This is a genomic window from Gilliamella sp. LMG 34359, from assembly GCF_984569085.1.
This window is the reverse complement of sequence record NZ_OZ474906.1, coordinates 1-26,022: the sequence shown is the minus strand read 5'-3', so window position 1 is coordinate 26,022 and position 26,022 is coordinate 1. Positions and strand designations below refer to the sequence as shown.

Genomic DNA, 26,022 nt, shown 5'->3' with positions numbered 1-26,022 from the left:
TATAAGTAATTTCAAGGAATATCAGGAAATATATGGCAAACACATTACTTCGAAGTGGTGATATAAAAGATTTTAAAATGCTCGGGCATGATGGCAAAGTGGCTTATCTGGTCGCTTCGCAAATTCGTGAAATGTTCCGAGTCAAATTAGGCCGTCAATACTCTGATTGTTTAGCTATCCCACAACGTAATGATCAGGGCAATCTTGTTGATTGGTATATTCCTTTCGATTCAGACTTACCTGATGGGGAATATGATATTATTCCATGGACATCGGCAAGTGAATCAGAACAAGAATCCGCTCTAATTTTGCTCAAGGAATTTGAAAACAAAGTTATCGAATTAGGCAAAAAATTATCCCAAAATCCTAATCTAGAAGGTGATCAACTGCTTTTTAGTCGCCTCATTTACGATCCAAAACAGAGTTCAGATAGTCTTGAACCTAATTTAATGACATTACGTTTTCCTAGTAATCAGTTTGTCTATATTGTTAATGGTAAACCGGTTATTACTTTTTGGGGATTTATTAATCCCCAAACACCACAAGCGACCTCGCCATTTTATTGTTTAGAACCAGTTAGAAATCCAACGCCACAACCAGAAGTAGTTGCTCCACCTCCTGTTCAAGAGGTGCCCGCTGTCGTTAGCAAACCTTGGTGGAAGCGATGGTGGATCTGGTTATTAGGATTATTACCACTATTATTATTACTGCTAGCTATATTCTGGTTGAAAGGTTGTTGGTTTAAACCAAGTTTGTCTTTTAATCCAAATCTATCATTAGATGGTAATGTTAATCTTCCTGTAGCAACTGATAACCAAGATGATAAGTTAGATATCAACGCTCCAGAGCTGAAACCTAAAGAGGTTATTATAGATAATAAACCTGTGGGTGTGGTTAATGGCGTTGCGCCTAATGGAACAGTTGCCGGCGATGATACCCCAACTAATTCGGCTCAAGTTGACACTCCAGCTATACCATCAACACCGGATGAAGGCGTGGAAAATAGTGCCAATCCGCAAGATGATCAACTTAGCCCTCCAGAGGTAAATACTCCCGATGATAAAGGTAATAACGGCGATCAAGGGGATAAGAAAGATAACGGTGATAACCCAAATAATCTTAGTACACCTGAGGATAAAGACAAACAAAACGTGCAGAATACAGATGACAAAAATAGTCAAATGGTACCTCCTACACCTGATTTAGCCAGTAATCCTGACGCTAACAATACAGATCAAGGCAATGGTGCTAATACCGCCCAATCCAACCATTTAACTTTACCGGCGGATGTATTAAAACAAGGCTCAACAAACTTCTTAAACGGTCAATGGTCTGTTGGTGCAGGTATTCAAGATAAAGCAACGGGGAAACCATTACAATTAAGTTATAACTTTAATCAAGGTAATGGTGACGTGACGCTTACTCGCAGTGATGGCGTTAAATGTACTGGTAATGTCGGTAGCGGCATCCAAAATGGCAATTTAAATATTGCCGGTAATAACGAAGCTATCTGCAGTGATAATACTAAATATAAATTACCAAGTATTCAGTGCAAACCAGGCAAAAATAATCAAGCTGATTGTCAGGGAATGTATGATAACGGGACTTCGTTCCCAATTACGATGAAAAAACAATAGGGTTGTATATGCTTCCAGAAATACGCAACTATGGTCAAGAAGTTACTCTTATCATGAATAGTGGTATTCAATTTCTTGATTTTGCATTAAAAATAGATTGGAAAGATAATCAATGGCGTAGTAAAGTTAATGGTTGTTTTATTAATCCATCAGAAAGCGGAGCACTAGTTAGGCTAATTGAAGATGTCGATAGTGGTAAATTTTTTGCGCCGGATAATCTCTCTTTTGCGGTCACACCAACTCAAGAGATTGGTGTCGACCAATCATTAAAACTATTTGATGGTATTTGGTTGCCGGTGCCAGTTTTAAGATCCATACCGCCTGAGCGCTTTGATAAAGGTCCACATAACTGGAGTCGTGTTCGAATTGTAAGTATTCCCGAGGGTGAAGATCCAGATGGCAATACACATCGTATTACCTTTGCCTTTGATACCAAAATTTTCACCAATATGCAGGATGTGGCTTATTTGGCTCCGACTGATAATGATGTTAAAACTGGGGCTGTATTTAGCTTAGCTCATCGTTCAGATCACGTTTCCTGGTATTTAGAGCAAAAGTGGATCACCAGTTGGTTAATTGATCTATTTCAGGAGTTAGCGCCGCAACCAGAACGATTAAAAATTCATAAAGATGATATAGATCTAGAAATAGGTAATAAAGCTTATTATGGTCATTATTTAAATGTTCTTAATTTGCTTGCCGATTCATTGCAGTTACCAAAAATTAAAATTGTCTCTAATAATCGCGATGATGTGGTTAAATCCATTCCGGTTGATATGATTTTAGATGTTGGTAATTCAAGAACATGTGGCATCTTAATTGAAGACCATGTACAAGATAAAGATAGCTTGAATCGTCGTTATGAACTTGAAATTCGTGATTTAACTCAACCTGAACATATCTATAATGAACCGTTTGAAAGTCGAGTAGAATTTGCACAAACCTTTTTTGGTAAAGAGCACTTTTCTCTGCAAAGTGGGCGACGTGATACTTTCCGCTGGCCAAGTATTGTTCGTGTTGGCAAAGAAGCGAGTCGCTTAGCGAGTCGTCGTGAAGGAAATGAAGGCGCAACTGGTCTTTCAAGCCCGAAACGCTATTTGTGGGATCAGGAGAAGTATGAGCAAGGTTGGCGATTTAATTCTCATTATGTCAAGAGTGACCATGAACCCTTCGCAACGGCTGAACCCTTTTCTAGTTTAATCAATGAGTATGGTGAAGCTTTGCATATCCTCAGGAATGACATTGAGGAGGAATATGATCGAAAAATGCCAGTTTTCCATCCCAAATATTCACGTAGCTCATTAATGACATTTATGCTATGTGAAGTATTAATGCATGCATTGATGCAAATTAATAGTGTTGCTCAACGTAATAAACTTGAACATGCAAGAACACCGCGTAATTTACGTTCAATTATTCTTACCATCCCTCCAGCAATGCCAAAACCAGAACAAGCTATTTTTAAAAGCTGTGTTTATCAAGCTATTGGCTTGGTTTGGAAAAGCTTAGGTTGGGATAGTTCTGATGACGATATCGATTTTGATAACCCTAATCAGTTAAAAAGTATTTGGCCAAATATTCCTGAAGTTTATATCCAGTGGGATGAAGCAACCTGTGGTCAAGTAGTTTATCTCTTTAATGAGACGCAAAACAATTACAATGGCCGATCAGAAGAGTTTATTGCTTCAATGGTACGACCAGATAAAAATAATAAACAAAAACTAACGATTGCTACCGTCGATATTGGCGGAGGTACCACTGATTTAGTCATTAATGATTATGAACTTGATTATGGCACCAATAAACAACTTAGTGGTAGTAATGCTTATCTTGTGCCTACACAACGTTTTCGCGATGGGTTTAAAGTCGCTGGTGATGATATTCTACTTGATATTATTCAAGATACCGTTTTATCTTCATTAATTAATGGACTAAAACAAGCGGGGCTTGCCGATCCTAATCCGATTTTATCCACCATTATTGGTTCGCAACAGGTATCAATACAAGATGCGGTATTGCGTCAACAATTAACTTTACAGCTGTTTACACCAGTAGGCTTGCATGTATTAAAACTCTATGAGCTTTATGATCCATTACATGCAGAGCAACATGTTTATAATCTGACTTTTGGTGAATTACTACAGAATAATATGATGACAGCTAATGTCCTCAATTTTATCAATGAACCTATTAGTCGGACATTAAATAATCCTGAATTTTCGGTTCTTGATTTAAATGTTGAGATTAACCTTAAACGTATTCACTACTTATTTATCCGTGGAGATTATTACAATATTTGCAAAACGTTTGATGCGTTATCTGAAATTATTAGCTGTTATCAATGTGATGTACTGTTATTAACTGGTCGTCCTTCGCGATTACCTGGAGTACAAAGCTACTTCCGTTCACGATTATCAATACCTGCAGGACGTATTTTACCATTGCATGGTTATTATACAGGGGGATGGTATCCATTCCATAAACAAGAACGTATTGATGATCCAAAAACAACGGCGGCTGTAGGTGCGATGTTATGTTTTCTAAGTAAAAACTTAAGATTAGCCAATTTCTATTTTAGATCAGCCAATATGGATTTGTATTCAACGGTCAAATACATTGGTTTGCTAGATAATCTAAATATGATAAAGCAAGAAAATATTTATTATCGAGACATTGATTTAGATGATCCTGACTATGATTTTCCTGATCTCTCTTTTGAAATCCGAGGCACAACGAGGCTTGGTTTTAAACAGCTAGAGATCGATCGTTGGCCGGCATCACCAATTTATATTTTAACGATTGAAAATAGTGAAGTAGCTAAAAGGTTGAGTGCCGATGGGGCGGTTTTAGAGGTAACTTTAGGCATCAAAAATCGCCAAAAAACGGTTGAGAATTTCTATATTAAAGATGTCAAAGCTTCAGATGGACGTACTTGCGATAAAACCAAAGATATAAAGCTTAATTTAAACACAATGGTAAATTCAGGTTTAATTAGCACACAATATTGGCTTGATAGTGGAATGATAAAACGATGAAAAATTTAAACGAACAACTTCCTCAATCTTGGGAACAGGTTTATCAGGCATCAGAACAGGCAATTGATTGGGTGCAACAAACCCGAGATTCATCAAAGCGTTTGAATAGTGAGGCTGATAATTTAATTCTTGATCTACGCCGGTTGCGTAATAGCGCTAAACGATTGGGAGATGTGGCAACTAAATCGGTTGCAGTAGGCTTTTTTGGATTATCGCAAGCTGGTAAATCCTATCTTATCTCAGCGTTAGCCGCAGGTGAGAATGGTAAACTTGAAACCGTGGTTGATAATCAAACCTTAGATTTTATTGATCACGTTAACCCGGTTGGCGGTGGTAAAGAAGCAACAGGACTCGTTACCCGATTTAGCCGAACTGCTAAAGGAGGCATTGCTAACTACCCACTCGAACTAAAACTCTTTCAAGAAATCGAAATTGTTAAAATTCTAATTAATGCCTATTTTAAAGATTTTGATCAACAAAAAGTGGTGAATAAGATTGAGTTTTCGGAATTAAATCAACTTATTGCCCGTGCTGAAAGTAAAAAACAAGTCGATTATACTGGAGGTATAACTGAAGATGATATCGTGGATCTTTATGATTATTTATCGGAAAACTTTGGTAATTCACTGGAAGGATTAAAAGGCGGGTACTGGGAAAAAGCAGTATCTTTACTACCTTATCTTGCTACTGTTGATCGCGGTATATTATTTTCTGTTTTGTGGGGAGGTATTAATGAACTCACCGCAATTTATGTGCAATTAGCCACAACCTTGTCAAGCTTAAATCATGTTAATACGGTTTATGCACCACTTTCAGTATTAGTGAAGGAAAATGATGGTAAAAAGTCACAAATTGATAGCATCATGAATGTGGATATGCTTGAAAGGTTAAATACTGAAAAGGATTCATCGGTATCGGTTACCCCCGTAAACGGTGTACCAACCTCAATATCATTAGCTCAATTGGCTTTTTTAACAGCAGAATTAATCTTCCCATTAGTAAATCAAACTCGTGTTCCTACTTTTGAGAAGGTCGATCTGCTTGATTTTCCGGGATATCGTGGTCGATTAAATTTAATTTCTATCTCTGATGTTAAAGAAGGTAATCCGATTGCTCAGCTGTTATTGCGAGGAAAAGTCGCTTATCTATTTGAAAAATACACCGATAGCCAAGAGATGAATGTTCTTGTTGTTTGTACTCCATCCGATAAACAATCTGATGTGAATGACGTTGGCCCAGTGTTAGAACGTTGGATTGATAAAACACAAGGTGAAACTGCCGAAAAGAGAGCAACCAAAAAAGCGGGATTGCTGTGGGCGATTACCATGTTTGATAAACGAATCGGAGCATCGTTGCATCAATCAGAAGATAACCTGAGCAATACTTGGGGTAAAGGTGGTTTATTACAGCAAACTATTTTAGAGCGATTTGGTAGTTATGATTGGTTATCCAATTGGTCAAATAATGGTAAATTTAATAACGTATTTTTGGTGCGTAAACCAGGATTTGATGTGCCGTTTTTAAATGTCGATGCTAAGGCAAACCTTGAATTATCTTACAATGATAATTATCAACAAGAAATGTCAGTGTTGAAAAAGACATTTGTTGAAAATTCTGATATCAAAGAGTATGTCAATACTCCAGATCAAGCTTGGGATGCGATGTTGAAATTAAATGATGGTGGGATAGGTCGAATAAGCCACTATTTAGAACAAGTCGCGATAACGGAAGTTAAGCAACAACGGATTGTTGAGCAACTTAATGAGAAAATCGATTATATTATCAATATGCGTTTTGATACATGGTATCAAGCCGGTAGTGATGAAGAACTTGGTAAGAAAAAACAAGTTATTAGTGGCGTTGTTAAAGAACTACAAGGAAAAGCGTTATTATTAGGTGAATTACTGAAAGTTTTAGAGTTACCAGATCAAACTATTCGGGCGCTTTATCATTCTAGCCATTTGAGTAATGATGCTAGCAATAGTGATGAGGTAGTAGATAACTCATCAAACGATTTTGGTTTAAATACTGAATTTGAACTTTTTCCTGATTCAAGCTCACCTTTAGAACCTAAAGTGGTAGCAACCTTACCTACTGAATCAAAATTTGCCAAAAATATATTTAGCGCATGGCTGGAACATTTAAGAAATATTGTATTAGATAAGCATATTTTACAATTTTTTGGACTTGAACAAAAATCACTCTCTTTCATCGTTGAAGAGTTGATTACTGCCGCCAATCGTTTAAAAATTGAAGCAAGTTTAACTCAGAAAATTTTAGATAATGAAAATACCGGTAGTAAACGTGATGATCTTGAGTCTCGACAAATTAGCTCAATTCATCTGTTGTTGACCGACTTTATTGCATGGCTTGGTTTTATCTCTGGGCAAGCAAGTGAAATACCTGCAAGCCGAGTTAATCAAGGTAAGCCTATATTTTCTTCACCTGTGAGTGATTTCTCAAATCAATTATCACATCCACTCCCGGTGCTTGATGATAAGACTAAAAGTTATTCTCAATTTGCAATATTTGATTGGTTTATTGCATTTGCTATGCTTGCTCAAGAAAATGTTGGTCATCATGCTGGTCGTGAAATAAGTCAAGAACAAAACGCTCGACTTGGTGAGGTTTTAACGGTATTTAAGCAATCAAAAATAGAATAATGGCTTGTCAATAGAGTAAATGGACAATCATTAATAGTATTAATAAAAATAAGGTAGCCATAACGCTACCTTACATTATGCAACGTTTATCAACACATATTGGTAAAATCACAATGGTGAAATAGAGGATATCATGGCATTAAGAATCGAATTAGAAGGCTATAAACCTGGTATTGCTAAATTTTTAGCGCAAAAATGGAGTGGTAGTGCTGATATTGATATACTTATTCAACGTAATCAGGATGGTTATTATTTATTAGGTCTCAATCAATGGGGACCGGAAAAGCATTGGCATACATTAACTAATCTGTCAGTAGATAATCAACAATTAAGTGGTCTAGTTGAGGAATGGTTAGTTGATTCCTTAATAATTCAAGGAACACAGGTTAGATTCCTTATTGAAATTCGCGATAGACAGAATGACAACAATAAAGACCGAGGTGTGGTAAATATTGCGGATAATGTATTCCCTTCAGCTGCTTTAAATACCGAAACTGTACCTGATGAAATTGAACAAAATAGATCACAGCCAGCTCAAGAGGCTGCTAATCTTAATAAACCTGATGACTCTAAATCTCCAGAACCAGAAGAAGCGACAATTGAAGCAGAAAATCAGCCTGAAATTGACAGAGAAGCTGCGCCAGAACCAGCAATTGTCCAAGAAGTGGTTTCGACTCCAGAACCAACTAAATCAAAAAGCAAATTGGGGACATTTATCCTAATTTTGATAATATTGCTGATTTTAGCTGGAATTGGTGGCGCTGTATGGTACTTCTTATTCTCTAAAGATAACAATCCACTTATTGCGACCACACAAACCAATAGCCAATGTAATGTAAGCAATGCAACCAGTGATGATTTATCCTTTATTCAACAATGTTTACAGTCGAAACCTGACACGGATGCGTTAATTGAGGTAATAAATCAAGCAAAACAGGCTAATAAATGTGATATTGCTCAGCGTTTATATGCAAATCAATCTATGTTGAATGCTAAAATAGCCTTGCTTTATGCTAAAGAGTACGATGAAAAATTTTATCAAGATAATCGGTGTTTTAAGGTTGATAAAGGAACCGCTATTTATTGGTATGAAACATCATTAAACAATGACCCTAATAATGCTTTAGCTAAAGAACGTTTGGTTGAATTGCAAAAATAAAAAGGTGTGGGTATGAAAAAAACAGTACTGTCAACATTGCTTATCGGATTTAGCCTTACTTGCTTACCTTTGGTTAGTTCGGCTTTAGAGCCATTAAAGCAAGCGGGAAAAACAACACTTTACCAACGAGTTCTTAGCACGCCGACTTGTGAGCTGAAAAAGAATATTAATGACGCCACTGGTCAACCTGTACCAGCTTTTTCTCGTTATTATGTTTATGAACGTAAAAATGAAAGTAATCAAGAGTGGTTGAATGTGGGGCCGGATTCTTATGGTAAAACGGTTGGTTGGATTAACAATTCATGTGCGATTGCTTGGAATATGCAGTTGACTTTAGTGTTCACTAATCCCGTTGATCGTGATCCTCTGTTATTTTTTAAAGATAAAGCCTCATTATCTTCAATTGTTGATGCAGACAAACCGGAAACTTTATTAAAACCGATTCGAGATGCGTTAAAAGAGAATAAACCTTCTGCGCAAATTTTGGCACAAGAACCGAAGGAATTTGTTGATTTCAAAAGTAATTTTTATTTATTACCGATTTTACAAGGTGAAGAGGTAATGAATGGTCAAGGTTTTTACGAACGAATTCTCGAGGTTGCTTCGGTTAGTAAACAACAGACTATCATTAACAAAAATAACCAACCATCAACTTCAACTTCATCTTCATCTTCTGATGACAATACTAATCAAGTCGCTCCGTTTAAGGCGGCAATTGTATTTGTTATTGATTCAACTATCTCTATGGATCCTTATATTTCCAGAACAAAAGAGGCGATTGAACGAGTTTATCAGCGTATTGAAAAAGAGCATTTACAAGATCAAGTTAAATTTGGTTTGGTCTCCTTTCGCTCAAGCTTAAAAGCGTCGGATAAATTGGAATTCGTCAGTAAGGTGTTTGCTGATCCTAATCAAGTCAAAAATAAAGATGAGTTCAAAAAACTTAGTGCCTCGCTAAAACAAGCCTCTGTCTCAACCGCTTATTATGCTGAAGATTCTTATGCGGGCGTTGCACAAGCATTGAATGATATTAATTGGAATAGTTTCGGTGCTCGTTATATGATTTTAATCACTGATGCCAGCGCTATTCCTGGTGATGATAAACTCTCAAGCACTGGTATGGATGCGGCCCAATTGCGACTGGAAGCACAACATAAAGGTGTGGCAATTTATGCGCTACATTTAAAAACACCTAGTGGAGAAAAAGATCATCAGGTGGCTGCAAGCCAATATTCTGATCTGACTTATAACGATTTTATTCATAAATCACTCTATTATCCTGTTGATGCTGGTGATGTGAATGAATTTGGTAAAAAAGTCGATTTATTAGCCCAAGCATTATCTGAGCAGGTTAAATTAGCCTATAAAGGCGAATCTTCTGTTGGCAATGCGCTTAATGCTAAAGATGATAATAACTCTAATATGTTAAATGATGCTTTGCTACTAAGTAAAGCAATGCAGCTGGCTTATTTAGGTGATACCAAAGGAACTAAAGCGCCGTCAGTGTTTAAAGCATGGATTGCGGATAAAGACTTTATCAAACCGACTATACCAACCGCAGAACCGCGAATTTTATTAACTAAATCACAATTAAGTGATTTAAGCGATATTGTGACTAAAATCGCTAATGCCGCTAACGATGGCTTGATTTCTGCTGATGATATGTTTTCACAATTACGTTCAGTTGCTGCCGCGATGGGGCAAGATCCAAGCAAATTAAAATCCGATTCTGTCACCAAAATTGCTGATTTAGGTTTACTGGGTGAATATTTAAATAATATTCCCTATAAAAGTGATGTAACTGGTCTGGATCAAGAAACATGGAAAAGCATGAGTGGAATTGAACAAGAAAAATTCATTCGTAATTTAAATAGTAAAGTACGATATTATCAAAAATGTAACGCTGATGTTGATCGTTGGATCTCATTATCTGAAGGTAGTGATCCTCGAGAAAATGTTTATCCTATACCATTAGAAATGTTGCCATAAGATATGTTAACTATAAATAATTTGGTGATTTCTAGACCGATAGGTAAATCTTTTTTTAGAGTTTGTTTACCAGAACTTTTGGTGAAAGCCGGGCAAGTGGTTGTTATTAAGGGTGATAGTGGTTGCGGTAAAAGTACTTTACTTGAAATGATAGGCTTGATTCTTAAGCCAGATGAAGTCGCTCGTTATGATCTGATGGTTGATAATCAAACTTATGATATTGCTAATGTGATTAATCAAAACAATATCAACCAATTGGCCAATATTCGAGCGCAATATTTGGGGTTTATGTTACAAACGGGTGGATTGTTGCCGTTTTTAAATATTAAGAATAATATTTTATTATCAGCTAAATTATTACAAAAAAATATTGATTCCCAACGATTTGATTATTTAGTCAATAAACTTAATATTGCTCATTTATTAAATAAATACCCAAAACAGCTCTCAATAGGGGAAAGACAACGAGCATCTTTCATACGCTCGATTATTCATAAACCTGCGTTACTGTTAGCCGACGAACCAACCTCTGCGCTTGATCCTTATAATGCTAATTTGTTATTTGATTTAATCATAGAACAAGCTCAACAAGATAATATTGCCGCGATGATTGTCACTCATGATTGGCAACGCATTGAAAGTAAAGGGTTGTTCACGTTATCGGCAAAATTAACTTCAACCCAGTCATCAGAATTTCTACCGTTATAGAGTAAGGTATAAGAGATGGATAAAGTAACAGCAAAATGGGGATTCATTACTCGATTATCATTGGCCGATTTATGCTATGACAAGAAAGTATCATTTTGTATAATTGCCGCGGTAATATCGGTTATTACCCCTTTGTTACTATTGTTTAGTTTAAAATATGGTGTTGTTGCTCAACTGCGTCATCAATTACTTAATGATCCACAAAATTTAGAAATAAAAATTGTCGGTAATTTACAATTTGATCAACAAATGTTGGATTGGATTAAAAATCAGCCGGAAACCGCATTTGTTATTCCTCTTACTCGTTCTTTAAACACCCAAGCGGATATGCTTAAAGATTCAGGACATTTTGTTAATAATGCTGAAGTTATTCCCACTTCAAAAGGTGATCCTATAACCAAGGATATGCCATTAATAAACCAAAAAAATCAAGTTTTATTGAGTTCATTAGCCGCTGAAAAAATGCAAATAAAAACCGGTAGCCGCATCAAGATGGTTATGACTAGGCAATTAGATGGCAAGCTGGAAAAAGGGATAACAGAATTAGAGGTTATTGGCATTATTCCTGAAGTTTATTATAGTCGAGCCGCTGGTTTTATCAGTTTAGACCTTTTGATTGAAATGGAACATTTCTATGATGGTTATCAAAGTGAAACTTTTCCAACTGGAACTGGTTTAGCTAATTCTACCTATCCTGATTCATTTGCTAGAGCGCGAATTTATGCTAAATCTCTGGATGATGTTGCCCCCTTAGCCTTAAAGTTACGAGAGAAAAATATTGAAACTCGCACACAAGCAATGGCGATTGAAAATATGCAAGCTATTGATAGAGTACTGAGCTTTATTTTCGGTGTGATCGCCATTACAGCAATTTTTGGTTGTATATTATCCTTTAGTGGTTCATTCTTATCTAATATTGAACGAAAACGCAAAGATATTGCTTTTATGCGGCTTATTGGATTTAAGTCTAAGGAAGTGATGGTTTATTTGCTTACTCAGGCGATGGCATTAAGTTGTTTGGCTTTTCTCGTGTCATGCCTACTTTTTTTATTAGGTAATTGTGCATTTAATCTGGTTTTAGGTAAAAATTTAGTTTCACAACCGATTGTTAGTCAATTACAATTTTATCATTTTATTATCGCATTTATATTAACCTTATTTATATCATTTGTTGTTGTTGCGATAGGAGGACGAGGTGCAGTCAAAATTCAACCCGCAGAAAGCTTACGTGAAGCGTAATAGTCGATCTGCTCTCTGGCTAATTGTACTTGGTTTAATTCCTGGCTTAAGTCATGCTGAGCCATGGGATAGTAAATTTTATAATCCAAAACCGGCAAATGATGACGTTATTCTACCCATGCCATGCGAAGGCAGTTTGGTGATGAAAAAAGTCTTTACTCCAACACGTAAACCACTTGATGATGTTAAGATTGTTTTAGGTAGTAATAATAAAGAACTTGGTTTCGCCGAGTATGCTACCCCTAATTATATATCGGGCAGTTTTTCAGATGCTGGGAAAGAGAGATATTATCTGATTGGTAAATATGAAATTACTCTACTTCAATATCAAGCCGTTATGAATGATAAGTGCCCAACGGCTAAAGCAAATCTGGCTTTTCCAATCACTGATATTAGTTGGTTTGATGCTGTCGCTTTCACTGACAAATATAATCAATGGTTACTCAAGCAAGCAAAAGTTAAACCAAATGATTTACCTAAAGGCTATGTTCGCTTACCGAATAATAATGAGTGGGAATATGCTGCCCGAGGTGGCTCGAAAGTTACCGAATCAGAATTTCGTGAATTAAGATTTCCTATGAAAAATAATTTAGAAAATTATGCTTGGTTTTCTGGCGCAAAATCTGCAAATGGTAAATTACAGCTAATTGGACGATTAGAAGCAAATCCTCTTGATATTTATGATATTTTAGGAAATGCTAGTGAAATGATGTTTGATTCATTTAGAATGAATAAGCTTGATCGCTATCATGGTCAACAAGGCGGTATAATTGTTCGTGGCGGTAGTTATTTAACACCTGAATCATCAATGACAACAGCATTTAGAACCGAAAAACCCTATTATGATGGGCAAAGTGTTTATAAAAGCAAAGATGTTGGTTTTCGCTTAGTTTATACCAGTGAAGTTATCCGGTCGAATGATCTGGTAAAACAGTTGGATAAAGAGTGGCAGGAGTTAGGTAATGAAGCCGGTGTGTCAAAAAACGATAATGTTGTTAGTGAACTTGAGAAAATCACCCAACAAGTAGATGATGAAAAAACCAAGAAAGAATTGAACCAACTTAATGCGCTTTTACGCAGTGCTAATCAAGCCCGAGATGAGCAAAGAGATCGTTCCATCCAATCTGCTTTACAATTAGGTGCTTTTTTATGTGCTAATGTATCCGATTTGAATGGTAAATTTGAATACAATAATAATTTGTATCAAACCATGAGCGAAGAAATCTGTGATCCAAATGAAACAGATTCTTTAGATGATGAAAATATGTGTTCTAAAGCAAAACTCACTAATTTAAAAAATGTTCTCGATGAATCTAAATCGGCGCGTGATTTTATATTAAAATACTATTCGGATACGATTGTAAATACGGCAACAAATTATGAAAAGGAAACGATTAATCAGCAATCTAAACCTACCCTATTTATATTAGAAAATAGTGGTAAAGCAAATATGAGTGATTATTTAAAACTCTATTTTAAACATATAAATCAATATATTGAATCAGGAAAGATAGAACGTAATCTATGGCTTGAAACATGTAATGAAATAAAAGGAAGAAAATAATGAATAAAATTATAGTAACGATAACCCTATGTATCTCGATGATTTTAACTGGTTGTCAAAATTCTGGTGGCGCAAGTTCTAAGGATGTCGATCCTACCTTAACTAAAAGTAATAGTGCCAAATTTTTTAGTAAATCAGCATGGCAATCTTGTGCTGTAGGTGCTGGAATAGGCGGTATTGGCTGTGTATTATTGGGGGGTAAAACTGGCACATGTCTTGCTTCTGCCGCTGTCGGTTGTGGCGTATTGATGGGAGCAAATTACTATCTTGATACTAAACGTGCTGAATTTGCCGATGCTGAAATGCGACTTGACGCTTATATTCAAGATGTTCAGCAAAATACCTATGAGGTTCAAGCGGTAACCGAAACAGCTAAAGCAGTATTAGATAAAAATTTAGCGACACTTAAGACTTTAAATAAACAGATTAAGTCGCAAACGGTGAATCAAACGCAAGCTAAGAATGAGTTAACCCAAATTGATGCCAATATTGCTTATTTGAAAGATAAATTATCCCGTATGCAAAAAGTCGAAAAAGATTGGGTTTCAATTGCGGCTCAAGAAAAACAATCAGGGGTAAATGTTTCAAAACTTGATAAACAAATTAACCAATTACACAAACAAATTGCCGTGCTTGAAAAGCAAGTCAATCTTGTTTCTCAACAACGTTCAGCAGTGAAGGTAAGCTAATATGAAGAAGATATCCCTTATTTTGTTACTCAGCCCACTGGTTTTATTAACCGGTTGTACAACAACGCCAGAACAATGTGATCCAACCAATACCAATATCGGTATTATGGATAAAATTAGCTGTAACTATTCTGGAAATTATCAAGCGCGTATTGATAAAAAAGAACAGATATTAGCGGACGAAAAACGAGCTAATGCACAGTTCCGAGAAATTTATGCAACCATTGAGAAACAGAAAAACTCAACGTCACTGAGTGTAAAACAAAAACAAGCTCAGTTGCAAAAATTAAAAACTGAATTAACCAAGCTCACCAAAGAAGTCAAAGATAAAGCAAAAAATCGTGATGATTTACAAGCTCAAGTTAAAGACATTGAACAGCAGATGAATAAAGTTAACAATTCAAATGCGTCTGACATGGAAAAACAAGTTGAGTTAGATAAGTTAAATAAAAAACTTCAACAGCTACAGAAAGCTTTGAATATTTAAAGATAATCTGATTGTTGAATTAAATAACAGATTTAGTTAAACATAGGGAAATACAGAAACAATGCAGCGAATAGCAAGAATTATATTTGATAATGGAGATTCTAATAAGCTCTCTTTATTAGAACAATATAATTCTTTGTTAGCATTGCTAAGAAAAAATTTAACAGAACGAACCTTTTCAATTTTAGGACAACCTAAGTTAATTGATAATAATCAATATATTGGTTGGTATAGTCACCTTGAAGGGCAACCTATTTTACTTAATAATATTGAAAACGAAGAGCATAAACAGCAGATAGAAAAAACCTTGCATACTCGCATTAATGATATTGAATTAGCGATTAAATCGATGTCTTTAACCAACGAGGAACAGGCTTTAATATCCAGTTGGTTACCAAGAATTAAAAGTTTAGGTAATAGCATTTATGTGATCAATGATGAACCTGTTATTGTAAATACTTTAGAAGAACCTATTTTACCTAAATCTCCTGTAACACCGCCGCCACCGCCAAAATCATTCTGGCGATGGTGGTATTGGCTACTACTTGCATTATTTATAATTGGATTGCTTGCTTTACTTTGGTATTTCTTCTACCCATACGGAAAAGAAAAAACGCCAGAACCAATAGTAGTTCAAAATATTGAAGAGCCTCAAACTGTAGCAAATCCACTAGTTGAACTACCGAAAGAGCCAGAAATAAAGCCGGTACCGCAAGAGGTTGAACCCGTTGTTGAACCTAAATCTGAACCTGCGCCGGCACCCGTTGAGGAAGTTAAAAATTGTATACCTAAAGAAAATGTCACCAATAATAAAGACGCGCCTAAAATGGTAATGATATTTGATAATTCAGCTTCAATGACGATAACATTAATGGAGTCTCAGGCAAGTATTAATAAGTATTTAAATGCTAATTTTGATGCGATGAGTGAAGAAGAAGCGGATGCTTATGAAAGAAGGATGACACGTTTACCTAATCGTTTATCAAAGAGTAAAGAAGTGGCATTATCTAGCATTGATAAAATACAACAAAACATAGATATTTCACTTGTGACCTTAACCAGTTGTCCTGCAGCACAAACAACGCCATTTTACGGTTATCAAAATAGAAATAAACTAAAAAATAAAATTAAACGATTAAGTCCGTTGGAGTATAACAGTGCGACCCCATTATACAATGGGATTAAACAGGCAAGTAAACTACTTGATGGCGTCAATCGAGATGATTATATTTTAATTATTAGTGATGGCGAGGATAATTGTACTCGTGCCAATATTTGTACTCTTGCTAATAAAATTGCTAAAGAAAAACCACGTCTTAAAATCAATATTGTTGATATTGCAGGTGAACATAAAATAGATTGCGTTGCCAAAAGTACAGGTGGAAATGTTTACATCGCTAAAAACCCAACACAGCTTATTAATCAAATGAATAGTGCAGTTTCAAATATGGATATTAGTAAGCCTATTTGTGAATAAAATATTATAGTAATTTTTTCAAACTACCGGTTTAGTAATAAGGAATAAGTTTAAAGATGCAAAGAATAACGCGCATTGCTTTTGATCATAATAGCTTAAATAAGATACAGTTATTAGAACAGTATGGTTCTTTGCTTTCAATACTTAAACCCCACCTGACTGCACGGACTTATTCAATTTTTGCTGTGCCAAAGTTAATTGAAAACAACCAGTACCTAGGTTGGTACACCAATCTTGAAGGACAACCTGTCTTACTCAATGATATAAGCAATGCATCTCATAAAGTTAAAATTGAACAAATTTTAACGACTCGGATTAATGATATTGAAACTACAGTAAAATTAATTCCTTTAACTGATGAACAAAAAACGGTAGTTTCTTCTTGGTTAACAAGGATCAAACATTCCAAGGATCATGTCTATGTGATTAATGATGAGCCCGTCATTGTCGATACCTTTGAGCCGGTAATATTACCTCAAACTCCTGTTGCACCAGCAATAGTGCCAAAACCTTTTTGGAAATGGTGGTATACCTTAATTTTAGCTCTACTTTTATTAGCCGTGTTAGGATTAGTATGGTACTTTTTTAATCCTTTTAAAGAGCCTAAAAAAGTAGAACCGCTAATTGTACCGGCTGTTACAAAGCCAGTGGAAGAGATACAACCTGTTGAAGAAAAAAAACCGGAACCGATTGTTGAGTTACCAAAAGAACCTGAACCGGTTGCTCAGCCACAACCAGAGCCTGAAGTAAAACCACAGCCGCAGGTTCCTGAACCTCAACCACCTGCGGTTACCCCTGAACCGAAACCAAAAGTAAAAAATCCAGCGAATTGTATTACTAAAGAAGAATTAGTAAAAAATAGTAATCCATCTAAAATGGCCTTAATATTCGATAATTCATTATCGATGACGGTAACTTTAGCCGAATCGCCATTAGAAGTTGGGAAATATTTCAATTATTTAACTTATGGTTATCCAAGAAGTATGTCTCAGCTAGAAAAAATTAATTATGACAAACGAATGACGCGCTTGCCAACTCGTTTATCAACTAGCAAAAAAGTTGCACTTTCAAGTATTGATAAAATACAGCAAAATATTAATATTTCACTGGTTGCGCTTAATGGTTGCCCAGCAGCCGATACAACCCCTTTTTATAGTTATTCAAATAGATCGGCTTTAAAAAGTAAAATTAATCGATTAACGCCAAGTGGAGCTGGTGGTGGCGGAACACCGCTTTACAGCGGGTTACAAAAAGCCAGCCAGATGCTTGATGGGGTAAAACGTAATGATTACATTCTTATAATTAGTGATGGGGATGATAACTGTACTCGAGCAAATATTTGTACCCTTGCTAATCATATAGCAGCTAAACAACCTCGTTTAAAGATCAATATTGTAGATATTGCTGGAGAGCACAAAATAGATTGTATCGCTAATGCTACAGGAGGCAAAGTGTATATTGCTCAAAGCCCTAACGATATGATTAAACAAATGAATAAAGCTGTTGCTGATCTCAAGATTAATCGACCGGTTTGCCAATAACTAACTGTCACTTATGAAATCAAAGTATAATCAGTAGTGGCTCGGTCTTAATCAGGCAAAAAGTTGGTCAAAAAGTCATTCAGGCTAAAATAGTAGTCGGTATTTATGGCATTTATCTATTTAAACAGCCGAGTTAATAACCTTACGGTATTATGGCCTATATTGTTATCGTTTTTCTTATTAACGTCTAACTGTAATCAATTGCTGATTTAAACCGATAATGTCTTGTTTTAGGTCAGGATGATTTTAGATTGCCGATAACCTTTACTTTGTTTTTGATTATTGGGATTTGGCGGTAAAAATAATTGAGAAGTCTATATCGTCTCACGGCTATTTGAAGTGACCCCCAATAGTTGGACAACCAATTACAGGGGGTCTTTTTATGTCAAAATATAGTCGAGAATTAAAAATTATCATAGCTAATGAATTCTTATCAGGAGAATCATCGAAAATTCTTTCAAAAAAATATGCGATATCTGCTCGTCAGATTCGATATTGGTCCCAAGTGGTTGCGATTCATGGTGATAACGCCTTTTAACCAACACCTCATTTACGTCATGCCGAAGCAAGATTACAAGCACTAAAATTAATGTGGACAAATAATTGGTCTCTCGGGCACACTAGTGCTATGCTTAATTTAAGTTCCCCCGGTCTTCTATTTGTTTGGCTTGATAGATATCATAAAAAAGGTTTCCGAGGGCTTGAATATCGTTCCAGAGGAAGACCCTGTATGAAGCACCCCCGTATTGAACCCACTCACAGTGATGATGAAAAAACAATTGAAGAATTAAAAGAGGAAATTGCTTATCTACGAGCAGAAAATGCTGTTCTAAAAAAGTTCGAAGAGCTGAAGCAAGCAAAACGTCAACAAACAAAGAAAAAACGTTAGTTGTTTTAGCTCTTAAATATCAGTATTCTTTAAAACATTTGCTATCAGCAACAAAACTGGCAAAAAGTGTTTTTTATTATCATGTTAATAGGTTGAAAATGCCGTCTGCTTATGAAAATGAGTTAAAACGTATAGAATCGATTTACCATGAACATAAAGGGCGTTATGGTTATCGGCGAATTCATTTAACGTTGATAAATGAAGGCATTAAGCTCAATCATAAAACGGTACAACGCTTAATGGGTCAGCTTAATCTCAAATCGACAGTAAGACCTAAAAAATATCGTTCTTATCGTGGAGAGACAGGTAAAACAGTAGCTAATTATCTTAAAAGAGATTTTGAATCATCGAGACCAAATGAAAAATGGGTAACGGATGTCACAGAATTTAAGGTAAATGAACAGAAAATTTACCTATCGCCCATTATCGATTTATATAATCAAGAAGTAATCGCTTATAAAGTGGCTAAAAATGCACGTTTGACCTTGGTGACAGATATGCTTCAAAAAGGGATATCACGATTAAAACAGTATGAAAAACCGTTACTACATAGTGACCAAGGCTGGCAATATAGAAATTGCCATTATCAGAAGCTACTAGCTAATAATGGCATCAAACAAAGTATGTCCAGAAAAGGAAATTGTTTAGATAATGCGATAGCTGAAAACTTTTTTTGTCTATTAAAATCAGAAATGTATCATGGACAATGCTTTCAAGATGCAGATGAATTGATTGAAAAAATAGAAGAATATATAGAATACTACAACACCAAACGGATTAAAGCCAAATTAAAAGGCCTGACTCCGGTTGAATATCGAAATCAGGCCTTACAAGCCGCTTAATCAAAGTGTCCAACTTTATGGGGTCACTTCATGTGTCTGGTTTTTTTGTTTAATTTACTAGAAGTCTAAGTTGGCTGCTTTTAAGGCATTTTCTTCAATAAATAACCTACGAGGTTCAACTTCGTCACCCATTAAGGTAGTAAACAATTGATCTGCTTCAATAGCATCTTTAATGGTAACTTGTAACATCCTTCGACTAGTTGGATCCATGGTGGTTTCCCATAATTGTTCTGGGTTCATTTCACCTAAACCTTTATAACGTTGGATAGTTAGTCCTCGGCGAGATTCACGAATTAACCAATCAACCGCATCCTCGAATGAATTAACTGGCTGTTTTCTCTCACCACGTTGTATAAATGCGCCTTCCTCAAGTAAATCTTTCAATTGTGCACCTAAATGGCAGATATTTCGATATTCATTACTATGAATAAATACTTGATCTAGCGCGTAATTGGTATCAACACCGTGTGTTCTTACTTTAATAACCGGTATGTATAACGCTGCTTTCTCGTTGTAATCGGCACTATAAAGATAGGTACTACCATGCTGTTCTTTATTAGATAATTTTTCAACAATTGATTTAGCCCAGTTTTCAGCTTTTTGTTGATCTTTTAAGATATTTTCATCCAATACATCTTGATAGACTAATTCAGATAATAACGCTTTTGGATAGCGGCGTTCCATTTTAGAAATTAATTTTTCGACTTTCTGATATTCGGCAATTAATTTTTCTAAAGCTTCACCAGCTAAAGCAGGAGCATGATCATTGACATGTAATGAAGCATCTTCTAATGCCAAAGCAATTTGGAACTGCGTCATGGCATCATCATCTTTGATATATTGCTCTTGTTTGCCTTTTTTAACTTTATAAAGCGGAGGTTGGGCAATATAGACATAACCTCGTTCAATGATCTCAGGCATTTGACGATAAAAGAAAGTTAACAATAACGTTCTAATATGCGAACCATCAACATCCGCATCGGTCATGATGATAATGCTATGATAACGCATTTTATCTGGATTATATTCATCTCGACCAATACCACAACCTAGAGCAGTAATTAGTGTCGCCACTTCTTGAGAGGAGAGCATTTTGTCAAAACGGGCTTTTTCAACATTTAGGATCTTACCTTTTAACGGTAAAATTGCTTGGTTTCTACGGTTACGCCCTTGTTTTGCCGAGCCACCCGCAGAGTCCCCTTCCACTAAGTAAAGTTCCGATAATGCCGGATCTTTTTCTTGGCAATCAGCAAGTTTACCCGGTAAACCACCTAGATCCAATGCACCTTTACGACGAGTCATTTCACGCGCTTTTCTCGCTGCCTCACGCGCTCTGGCTGCATCAATAATTTTACCCACCACAATTTTGGCATCAGATGGATTTTCTAATAAATATTCAGCTAATTTTTCACCCATCACTGATTCAACTGCAGATTTAACTTCAGATGAAACTAATTTATCTTTGGTTTGTGAGGAAAACTTAGGGTCTGGTACTTTGACTGATACTACCGCAATTAATCCTTCTCGTGCATCATCGCCCGTGGCACTGATTTTCGCTTTTTTGCTATAGCCTTCGGTTTCCATGTAGTTATTTAATGTACGAGTCATCGCTCCACGGAAGCCAGCTAAGTGGGTTCCGCCATCGCGTTGAGGAATATTATTGGTAAAACAGTAGATATTTTCTTGGTAACCGTCGTTCCATTGTAAAGCAACTTCGACGCCAATATTATCTTTCTCAGTACTAAAATAAAAAATCTTTGGATGGATTGGGTTTTTATTTTTATTTAAATATTCAACAAAAGCTTGAATACCACCTTCGTAGTGGTAGTGTTCACTTTTACCAGTACGTTCATCATTAAGTTTAATAGAGACGCCAGAATTTAAGAATGATAGTTCGCGCAATCTTTTGGCTAAATGCTCATAGACAAATTCGATGTTAGAGAATGTTTCTGGGCTTGGCCAGAAGCGCACATAAGTTCCAGATTCAGTTGTTTCACCAATGATTTTTAGTGGCTCTTCAGGTACGCCTAAATGATAAATTTGCTTATGAATTTTACCTTCACGATAGATAACTAATTCTAATTTATCTGATAATGCATTGACCACGGAAACACCAACGCCATGTAAACCACCAGATACTTTGTAAGAATTATCATCAAATTTACCACCAGCATGCAAAACGGTCATAATAACTTCGGCAGCAGAAATACCTTCTTCTTGGTGAATTCCAGTAGGTATACCGCGACCATCATCTCGTACCGAAACGGAATTATCAGGATGGATGGTAACTTCAATATGGTGACAATAACCTGCTAATGCTTCATCAATGGCATTATCTACCACTTCAAAAACCATATGGTGAAGTCCTGTTCCATCATCAGTATCACCAATATACATACCTGGACGTTTTCGGACAGCATCAAGCCCTTTAAGCACTTTAATGCTGGAAGAATCATAAGAGTTAGACATGGATTTCTCGACTTATTTGGTTATTTATAGCATTTTTTTATTTAAGAAATTATACCAGAATTTATGTGGAAAATCTTATCATTTTCATCGATCATATGGGTAATTTGCGCCTGATTAACCGCGGTAATAAAAACTTGAGAATTGGCTGATTTTAATCGTTTAGCTAATAAGTTTCGTTTATTTTGATCGAGCTCAGAAGCAAAGTCATCAATTAAATAAATACAGGATTGCCCCGTTTTTTCTGAAAAGTATTCACCTTGAGACAATCGTAATGCGCACATAACTAATTTTAACTGTCCTCGAGATAATAAATCTTCTACTGGAATATTATCTACTCGTAATTTTAGATCTGCTTTGTGGGGACCTAACGAGGTATAATTAATAAACTTATCTCTTTCAAATTGTCTATATAATATATCTGCATAAGGGGTACCATATTCCCAACCTTGATAATATTGGCAGTTTAGTTGATATTCAGGGAGAAAATCATGGCAAGTCTCTATAATTTGAGGAAATATATTTTGGCAATAATTGGCTCTAAGATCGCCGATCTTTTCGGCTATTGGAGCCAACTCTTTGTCCCAAGGTAATAATTGGTTATAGTTTGATGACTGTTTTAATAAGGCATTACGCTGTTTAAAAAGACGCTTTAAATTATTCCAAAGTGATACAAATTCAGGATAATGATGAAAACAGCCCCAATCTATAAAAGAACGACGATATTTTGGCCCACCAGTAAGTAAATCAAATCCTTCTGGCGTAATTAGTTGAATCGGTAATAACTTCGCTAAGTCTGTTAAGCGAAATCCTTCATCTCCATCAATTTTTATCGTATTCTCGTTATGGCGTGTTTTTGATAAACCAATTGTTCGCGTTTGTTGTGAAGATTCAATTTGGCTAAACAATACTAACTCTGGTTTTTCATGTTGTATAATTCGATTAGATTGTATATGTCTAAAAGCTCGACCATGGCCAAGCATATAAATTGCCTCAAGCAGGCTGGTTTTTCCACTACCATTATCGCCAACTATATAATTAAAGTGATTGGATAATGATAATTCAGCATAATCAATATTTCGAAAGTGATGAATTTTGATTTGAGAAAGTGTCATGTTGCTAAAGTTTCCGGCCTAAGCCGGAAGTTTTAAATGGTTAGTAATTATAAGCGCATTGGCATAACAACATAAGTTGCCGATTGATTGTTAATATCTTCAATTTGCACACTTGATGTGGCGTCGGTTAACAATAATTGAACACAATCACATTTTAAAGTGTTTAATATATCCAACAAATAAGTTACATTAAAACCAATTTCCAACTCTTGCGATTCATATTTTACATCAATCACTTCTTCAGCTTCTTCTTGCTCAGGGTTGTTAGCCGTAATCTTTATCTGATTGCTATGTACATATAATCTTATGCCTCGAAATTTTTCATTTGAAAGAATGGCAACTCGGGATAATGCATTTCTCAGTTCTTCACATGATACTTCCAGTGGTTTATCCGGATTTCGTGGCATTACACGTTTATAATCAGGAAATTTGCCATCAATGAGTTTTGAGGTAAAAGTGAAATCGCCAAGACTAACGCGTAAATTATTATTACCAATTTGCATGTTAACGAGTTCATCATTATCAGCCACAAGTTTGGCAAGCTCAATTACCCCTTTTCTTGGTAAAATCACTGAACAGGTTTCAGATATGTCTTGACCAACTGGTTGAGCACATACCGCTAATCGATGCCCATCGGTGGCAACTGTTTTTAATAAACCATCTTCAATCTCGAATAGCATACCATTTAAATAATATCTTACATCCTGATTAGCCATTGAGAATTGCACTGCATCAATAAGTCGTTTGATGGTTTTTTGCGGTATAGAAAGTTCAACATCACTTTGCCAATTTTCTAAATTAGGAAAATCAGAAGCCGGTAATGTGGCTAATGAAAATTTACTTCGACCAGATTGAATAATTAATCGATTATCATCAACACTTATCGATATTTGCGCATCATTAGGAAGATTTCGACAGATATCAAGAAACTTTCTCGCGGGAACAGTCGTTGCACCCGCTTCACAAGGTTCGGTTAAAAGAATGTGAGATATCATTTCAATTTCTAGATCTGTCCCCGTCATGGATAGCGTGTTTTCACTCACTTGTAGTAATAAATTACCTAAAATGGGCAAAGTAGGGCGACTACCTAATGGTGCACTAACCAGTTGCAATGGTTTGATAAGTTTTTCACGATCTATAATAAATTTCATAGTGTTAATTCTTTTTTAGGTTGATAATGTTCGAATTAAATTGGAATAATCCTCTTTAATATCATTGCTTTCTTCTTTTAACTCTGCGATCTTCCGGCATGCATGTAATACTGTTGTATGATCTCTTCCACCAAAACCGTCGCCAATTTCTGGAAGGCTTTTATTGGTTAGCTCTTTGGCTAACGCCATCGCAACTTGCCTTGGTCTTGCCACAGAACGAGAACGACGTTTAGATAGTAAGTCAGAAACTTTAATTTTATAATATTCAGCTACTGTTTTTTGGATATTTTCAATAGTAATCAATTTTTCTTGTAAGGCAAGCAAATCTTTCAAGGCATCTTTGACAAAATCAATAGTGATAGATTTACCGGTAAAATTGGCATTGGCAATAACCCGATTAAGCGCACCTTCTAATTCTCGGACGTTTGATCGTAATCGTTTAGCGATGAAAAAAGCGACCTCTTCAGGTAGTTTTATTTTATTTCCCTCTGCTTTTTTCATTAAAATCGCAACACGAGTTTCAAGCTCTGGTGGTTCAATAGCAATGGTTAATCCCCAGCCGAATCTTGACTTCAAACGATCTTCAACTCCATCAATTTCTTTCGGATAACGATCAGAGGTTAAGATAATTTGTTGGTTACCTTCTAATAAAGCGTTAAATGTATGAAAAAACTCTTCTTGTGAACGCTCTTTATTTGCAAAAAATTGGATATCATCAATAAGTAGAGCATCAACGGAGCGATAATAATTTTTAAATTCTTCAATAGCATTATTTTGTAAAGCTTTTACCATATCTTGAACGAAACGTTCGGAATGCATATAAACCACTTTAGCATTAGCTTTAACCGCCATAATTTCATTGCCAACGGCATGTAATAAATGTGTTTTACCTAAACCAGTGGAACCATATAAAAAAAGAGGATTATAAGCTTTACCTGGATTTTCGGCGACTTGTTTAGCTGCTGCCACTGCTAGTTGATTGGATTTACCCTCAACAAAACTATCGAATGTATGTTTATGATTAATACCTGAATAATAAGTGTGATTATTACTCTCTTTGGTTGTCTTCCAAGAAGGTACAATATCGGATTTAGATTGGTTAATTTCGGATTTATTTTCTTCAGATAAAGTTGAACCGACTTCCAATGATAACTTTAATGAATCATTATCTAACAGTTTATTTAACAATTGAGAAATTGTAGTTAGATATTTATTTTTAACCCAATCTAATACGAATCTGTTTGGCGCATAAATATAGAGTTTGTTCTCAACCATCTCCACTTGCAACGGTCGAATCCACAGATTGAATTCCGTTGTAGGTAGTACTTCTTGTAATTGAGAAATACAATCTTGCCAAATAGCGTTAGGCAC

The 26,022-nt window shown here is 35.8% G+C and carries 17 protein-coding genes and 1 pseudogene; 14 read left to right on the top strand and 4 right to left on the bottom strand.

Annotated features, from left to right (window positions below; translation table 11 throughout):
• Window positions 1-32 precede the first annotated feature (32 nt).
• The 14 genes and pseudogenes from AC5LXV_RS00090 (at window position 33) to AC5LXV_RS00025 (ending at window position 19,919) form a co-directional block, all read left to right on the top strand.
• Entirely contained in the window at window positions 33-1,637 is a 1,605-nt protein-coding gene (locus AC5LXV_RS00090; RefSeq protein WP_493467059.1) for an SrfA family protein, read from the top strand.
• Between the two features lie 8 nt (window positions 1,638-1,645).
• Complete coding sequence (locus AC5LXV_RS00085; RefSeq protein WP_493467058.1) at window positions 1,646-4,672, top strand: virulence factor SrfB; 3,027 nt, start codon at window positions 1,646-1,648, stop codon at window positions 4,670-4,672.
• Window positions 4,669-7,335, top strand: a complete 2,667-nt coding sequence (locus AC5LXV_RS00080) for a putative virulence factor (RefSeq protein WP_493467057.1) — start codon at window positions 4,669-4,671, stop codon at window positions 7,333-7,335. Before AC5LXV_RS00085 ends, AC5LXV_RS00080 begins: the two co-directional genes overlap by 4 nt.
• Before the next feature lie 133 nt (window positions 7,336-7,468).
• Complete coding sequence (locus AC5LXV_RS00075; RefSeq protein WP_493467056.1) at window positions 7,469-8,494, top strand: SPOR domain-containing protein; 1,026 nt, start codon at window positions 7,469-7,471, stop codon at window positions 8,492-8,494.
• Between the two features lie 12 nt (window positions 8,495-8,506).
• Window positions 8,507-10,483: a vWA domain-containing protein gene (locus AC5LXV_RS00070; RefSeq protein ID WP_493467055.1), complete on the top strand. Its 1,977-nt coding sequence runs from the start codon at window positions 8,507-8,509 to the stop codon at window positions 10,481-10,483.
• A 3-nt stretch (window positions 10,484-10,486) separates the two neighbouring features.
• A complete protein-coding gene (locus AC5LXV_RS00065) occupies window positions 10,487-11,191 on the top strand; it encodes an ABC transporter ATP-binding protein (RefSeq protein ID WP_493445466.1) in 705 nt (234 codons plus the stop codon).
• A gap of 15 nt (window positions 11,192-11,206) precedes the next feature.
• On the top strand, window positions 11,207-12,430 hold the full coding sequence (locus AC5LXV_RS00060; RefSeq protein WP_493467054.1) for an ABC transporter permease: 1,224 nt from the start codon (window positions 11,207-11,209) through the stop codon (window positions 12,428-12,430).
• Window positions 12,387-13,994 carry an SUMF1/EgtB/PvdO family nonheme iron enzyme gene (locus tag AC5LXV_RS00055; protein WP_493467053.1) on the top strand — a complete coding sequence of 536 codons (1,608 nt, stop codon included), beginning with the start codon at window positions 12,387-12,389 and terminating at the stop codon, window positions 13,992-13,994. Before AC5LXV_RS00060 ends, AC5LXV_RS00055 begins: the two co-directional genes overlap by 44 nt.
• Window positions 13,994-14,683, top strand: coding sequence for a PspA/IM30 family protein (locus AC5LXV_RS00050; RefSeq protein ID WP_110432460.1), 690 nt, complete (start codon window positions 13,994-13,996; stop codon window positions 14,681-14,683). Before AC5LXV_RS00055 ends, AC5LXV_RS00050 begins: the two co-directional genes overlap by 1 nt.
• A 1-nt stretch (window position 14,684) precedes the next feature.
• Window positions 14,685-15,170 carry a hypothetical protein gene (locus tag AC5LXV_RS00045; protein ID WP_110432461.1) on the top strand — a complete coding sequence of 162 codons (486 nt, stop codon included), beginning with the start codon at window positions 14,685-14,687 and terminating at the stop codon, window positions 15,168-15,170.
• A 61-nt stretch (window positions 15,171-15,231) separates the two neighbouring features.
• Window positions 15,232-16,647: a hypothetical protein gene (locus AC5LXV_RS00040; protein ID WP_493467052.1), complete on the top strand. Its 1,416-nt coding sequence runs from the start codon at window positions 15,232-15,234 to the stop codon at window positions 16,645-16,647.
• Between the two features lie 56 nt (window positions 16,648-16,703).
• Window positions 16,704-18,188 (top strand): vWA domain-containing protein, encoded by a 1,485-nt coding sequence (locus tag AC5LXV_RS00035; protein ID WP_493467051.1) that lies wholly within the window; start codon window positions 16,704-16,706, stop codon window positions 18,186-18,188.
• A gap of 382 nt (window positions 18,189-18,570) precedes the next feature.
• A pseudogene (locus AC5LXV_RS00030) lies at window positions 18,571-19,077 on the top strand (helix-turn-helix domain-containing protein).
• Entirely contained in the window at window positions 18,975-19,919 is a 945-nt protein-coding gene (locus tag AC5LXV_RS00025; protein ID WP_493468016.1) for an IS3 family transposase, read from the top strand. The pseudogene AC5LXV_RS00030 and the gene AC5LXV_RS00025 overlap by 103 nt, the downstream one beginning before the upstream one ends.
• Window positions 19,920-19,976: 57 nt before the next feature.
• Here AC5LXV_RS00025 and gyrB read toward each other — a convergent pair whose 3' ends face one another.
• From gyrB to dnaA, 4 genes are read right to left on the bottom strand one after another with little or no spacing between them, the layout of a single operon-like run.
• Window positions 19,977-22,388, bottom strand: coding sequence for a DNA topoisomerase (ATP-hydrolyzing) subunit B (gene gyrB / locus AC5LXV_RS00020; RefSeq protein ID WP_110432464.1), 2,412 nt, complete (start codon window positions 22,386-22,388; stop codon window positions 19,977-19,979).
• A 41-nt stretch (window positions 22,389-22,429) separates the two neighbouring features.
• Entirely contained in the window at window positions 22,430-23,500 is a 1,071-nt protein-coding gene (recF, locus tag AC5LXV_RS00015) for a DNA replication/repair protein RecF (protein ID WP_110432465.1), read from the bottom strand.
• Between the two features lie 47 nt (window positions 23,501-23,547).
• On the bottom strand, window positions 23,548-24,651 hold the full coding sequence (gene dnaN / locus AC5LXV_RS00010) for a DNA polymerase III subunit beta (RefSeq protein WP_110422509.1): 1,104 nt from the start codon (window positions 24,649-24,651) through the stop codon (window positions 23,548-23,550).
• A 15-nt stretch (window positions 24,652-24,666) separates the two neighbouring features.
• On the bottom strand, window positions 24,667-26,022 hold the full coding sequence (dnaA, locus tag AC5LXV_RS00005; RefSeq protein WP_110432467.1) for a chromosomal replication initiator protein DnaA: 1,356 nt from the start codon (window positions 26,020-26,022) through the stop codon (window positions 24,667-24,669).

What these genes read in the sequence shown, in the direction of transcription:
- AC5LXV_RS00085 (WP_493467058.1), top strand. Translation starts at nt 1,646, where the DNA reads ATGCTTCCAGAAATACGCAACTATGGTCAAGAAGTTACTCTTATCATG.
- gyrB (WP_110432464.1), bottom strand. Translation starts at nt 22,388, where the DNA reads ATGTCTAACTCTTATGATTCTTCCAGCATTAAAGTGCTTAAAGGGCTT.
- recF (WP_110432465.1), bottom strand. Translation starts at nt 23,500, where the DNA reads ATGACACTTTCTCAAATCAAAATTCATCACTTTCGAAATATTGATTAT.
- AC5LXV_RS00045 (WP_110432461.1), top strand. Translation starts at nt 14,685, where the DNA reads ATGAAGAAGATATCCCTTATTTTGTTACTCAGCCCACTGGTTTTATTA.
- dnaN (WP_110422509.1), bottom strand. Translation starts at nt 24,651, where the DNA reads ATGAAATTTATTATAGATCGTGAAAAACTTATCAAACCATTGCAACTG.
- AC5LXV_RS00065 (WP_493445466.1), top strand. Translation starts at nt 10,487, where the DNA reads ATGTTAACTATAAATAATTTGGTGATTTCTAGACCGATAGGTAAATCT.
- AC5LXV_RS00090 (WP_493467059.1), top strand. Translation starts at nt 33, where the DNA reads ATGGCAAACACATTACTTCGAAGTGGTGATATAAAAGATTTTAAAATG.
- AC5LXV_RS00060 (WP_493467054.1), top strand. Translation starts at nt 11,207, where the DNA reads ATGGATAAAGTAACAGCAAAATGGGGATTCATTACTCGATTATCATTG.
- AC5LXV_RS00035 (WP_493467051.1), top strand. Translation starts at nt 16,704, where the DNA reads ATGCAAAGAATAACGCGCATTGCTTTTGATCATAATAGCTTAAATAAG.
- AC5LXV_RS00080 (WP_493467057.1), top strand. Translation starts at nt 4,669, where the DNA reads ATGAAAAATTTAAACGAACAACTTCCTCAATCTTGGGAACAGGTTTAT.
- AC5LXV_RS00040 (WP_493467052.1), top strand. Translation starts at nt 15,232, where the DNA reads ATGCAGCGAATAGCAAGAATTATATTTGATAATGGAGATTCTAATAAG.
- AC5LXV_RS00075 (WP_493467056.1), top strand. Translation starts at nt 7,469, where the DNA reads ATGGCATTAAGAATCGAATTAGAAGGCTATAAACCTGGTATTGCTAAA.
- AC5LXV_RS00070 (WP_493467055.1), top strand. Translation starts at nt 8,507, where the DNA reads ATGAAAAAAACAGTACTGTCAACATTGCTTATCGGATTTAGCCTTACT.
- AC5LXV_RS00050 (WP_110432460.1), top strand. Translation starts at nt 13,994, where the DNA reads ATGAATAAAATTATAGTAACGATAACCCTATGTATCTCGATGATTTTA.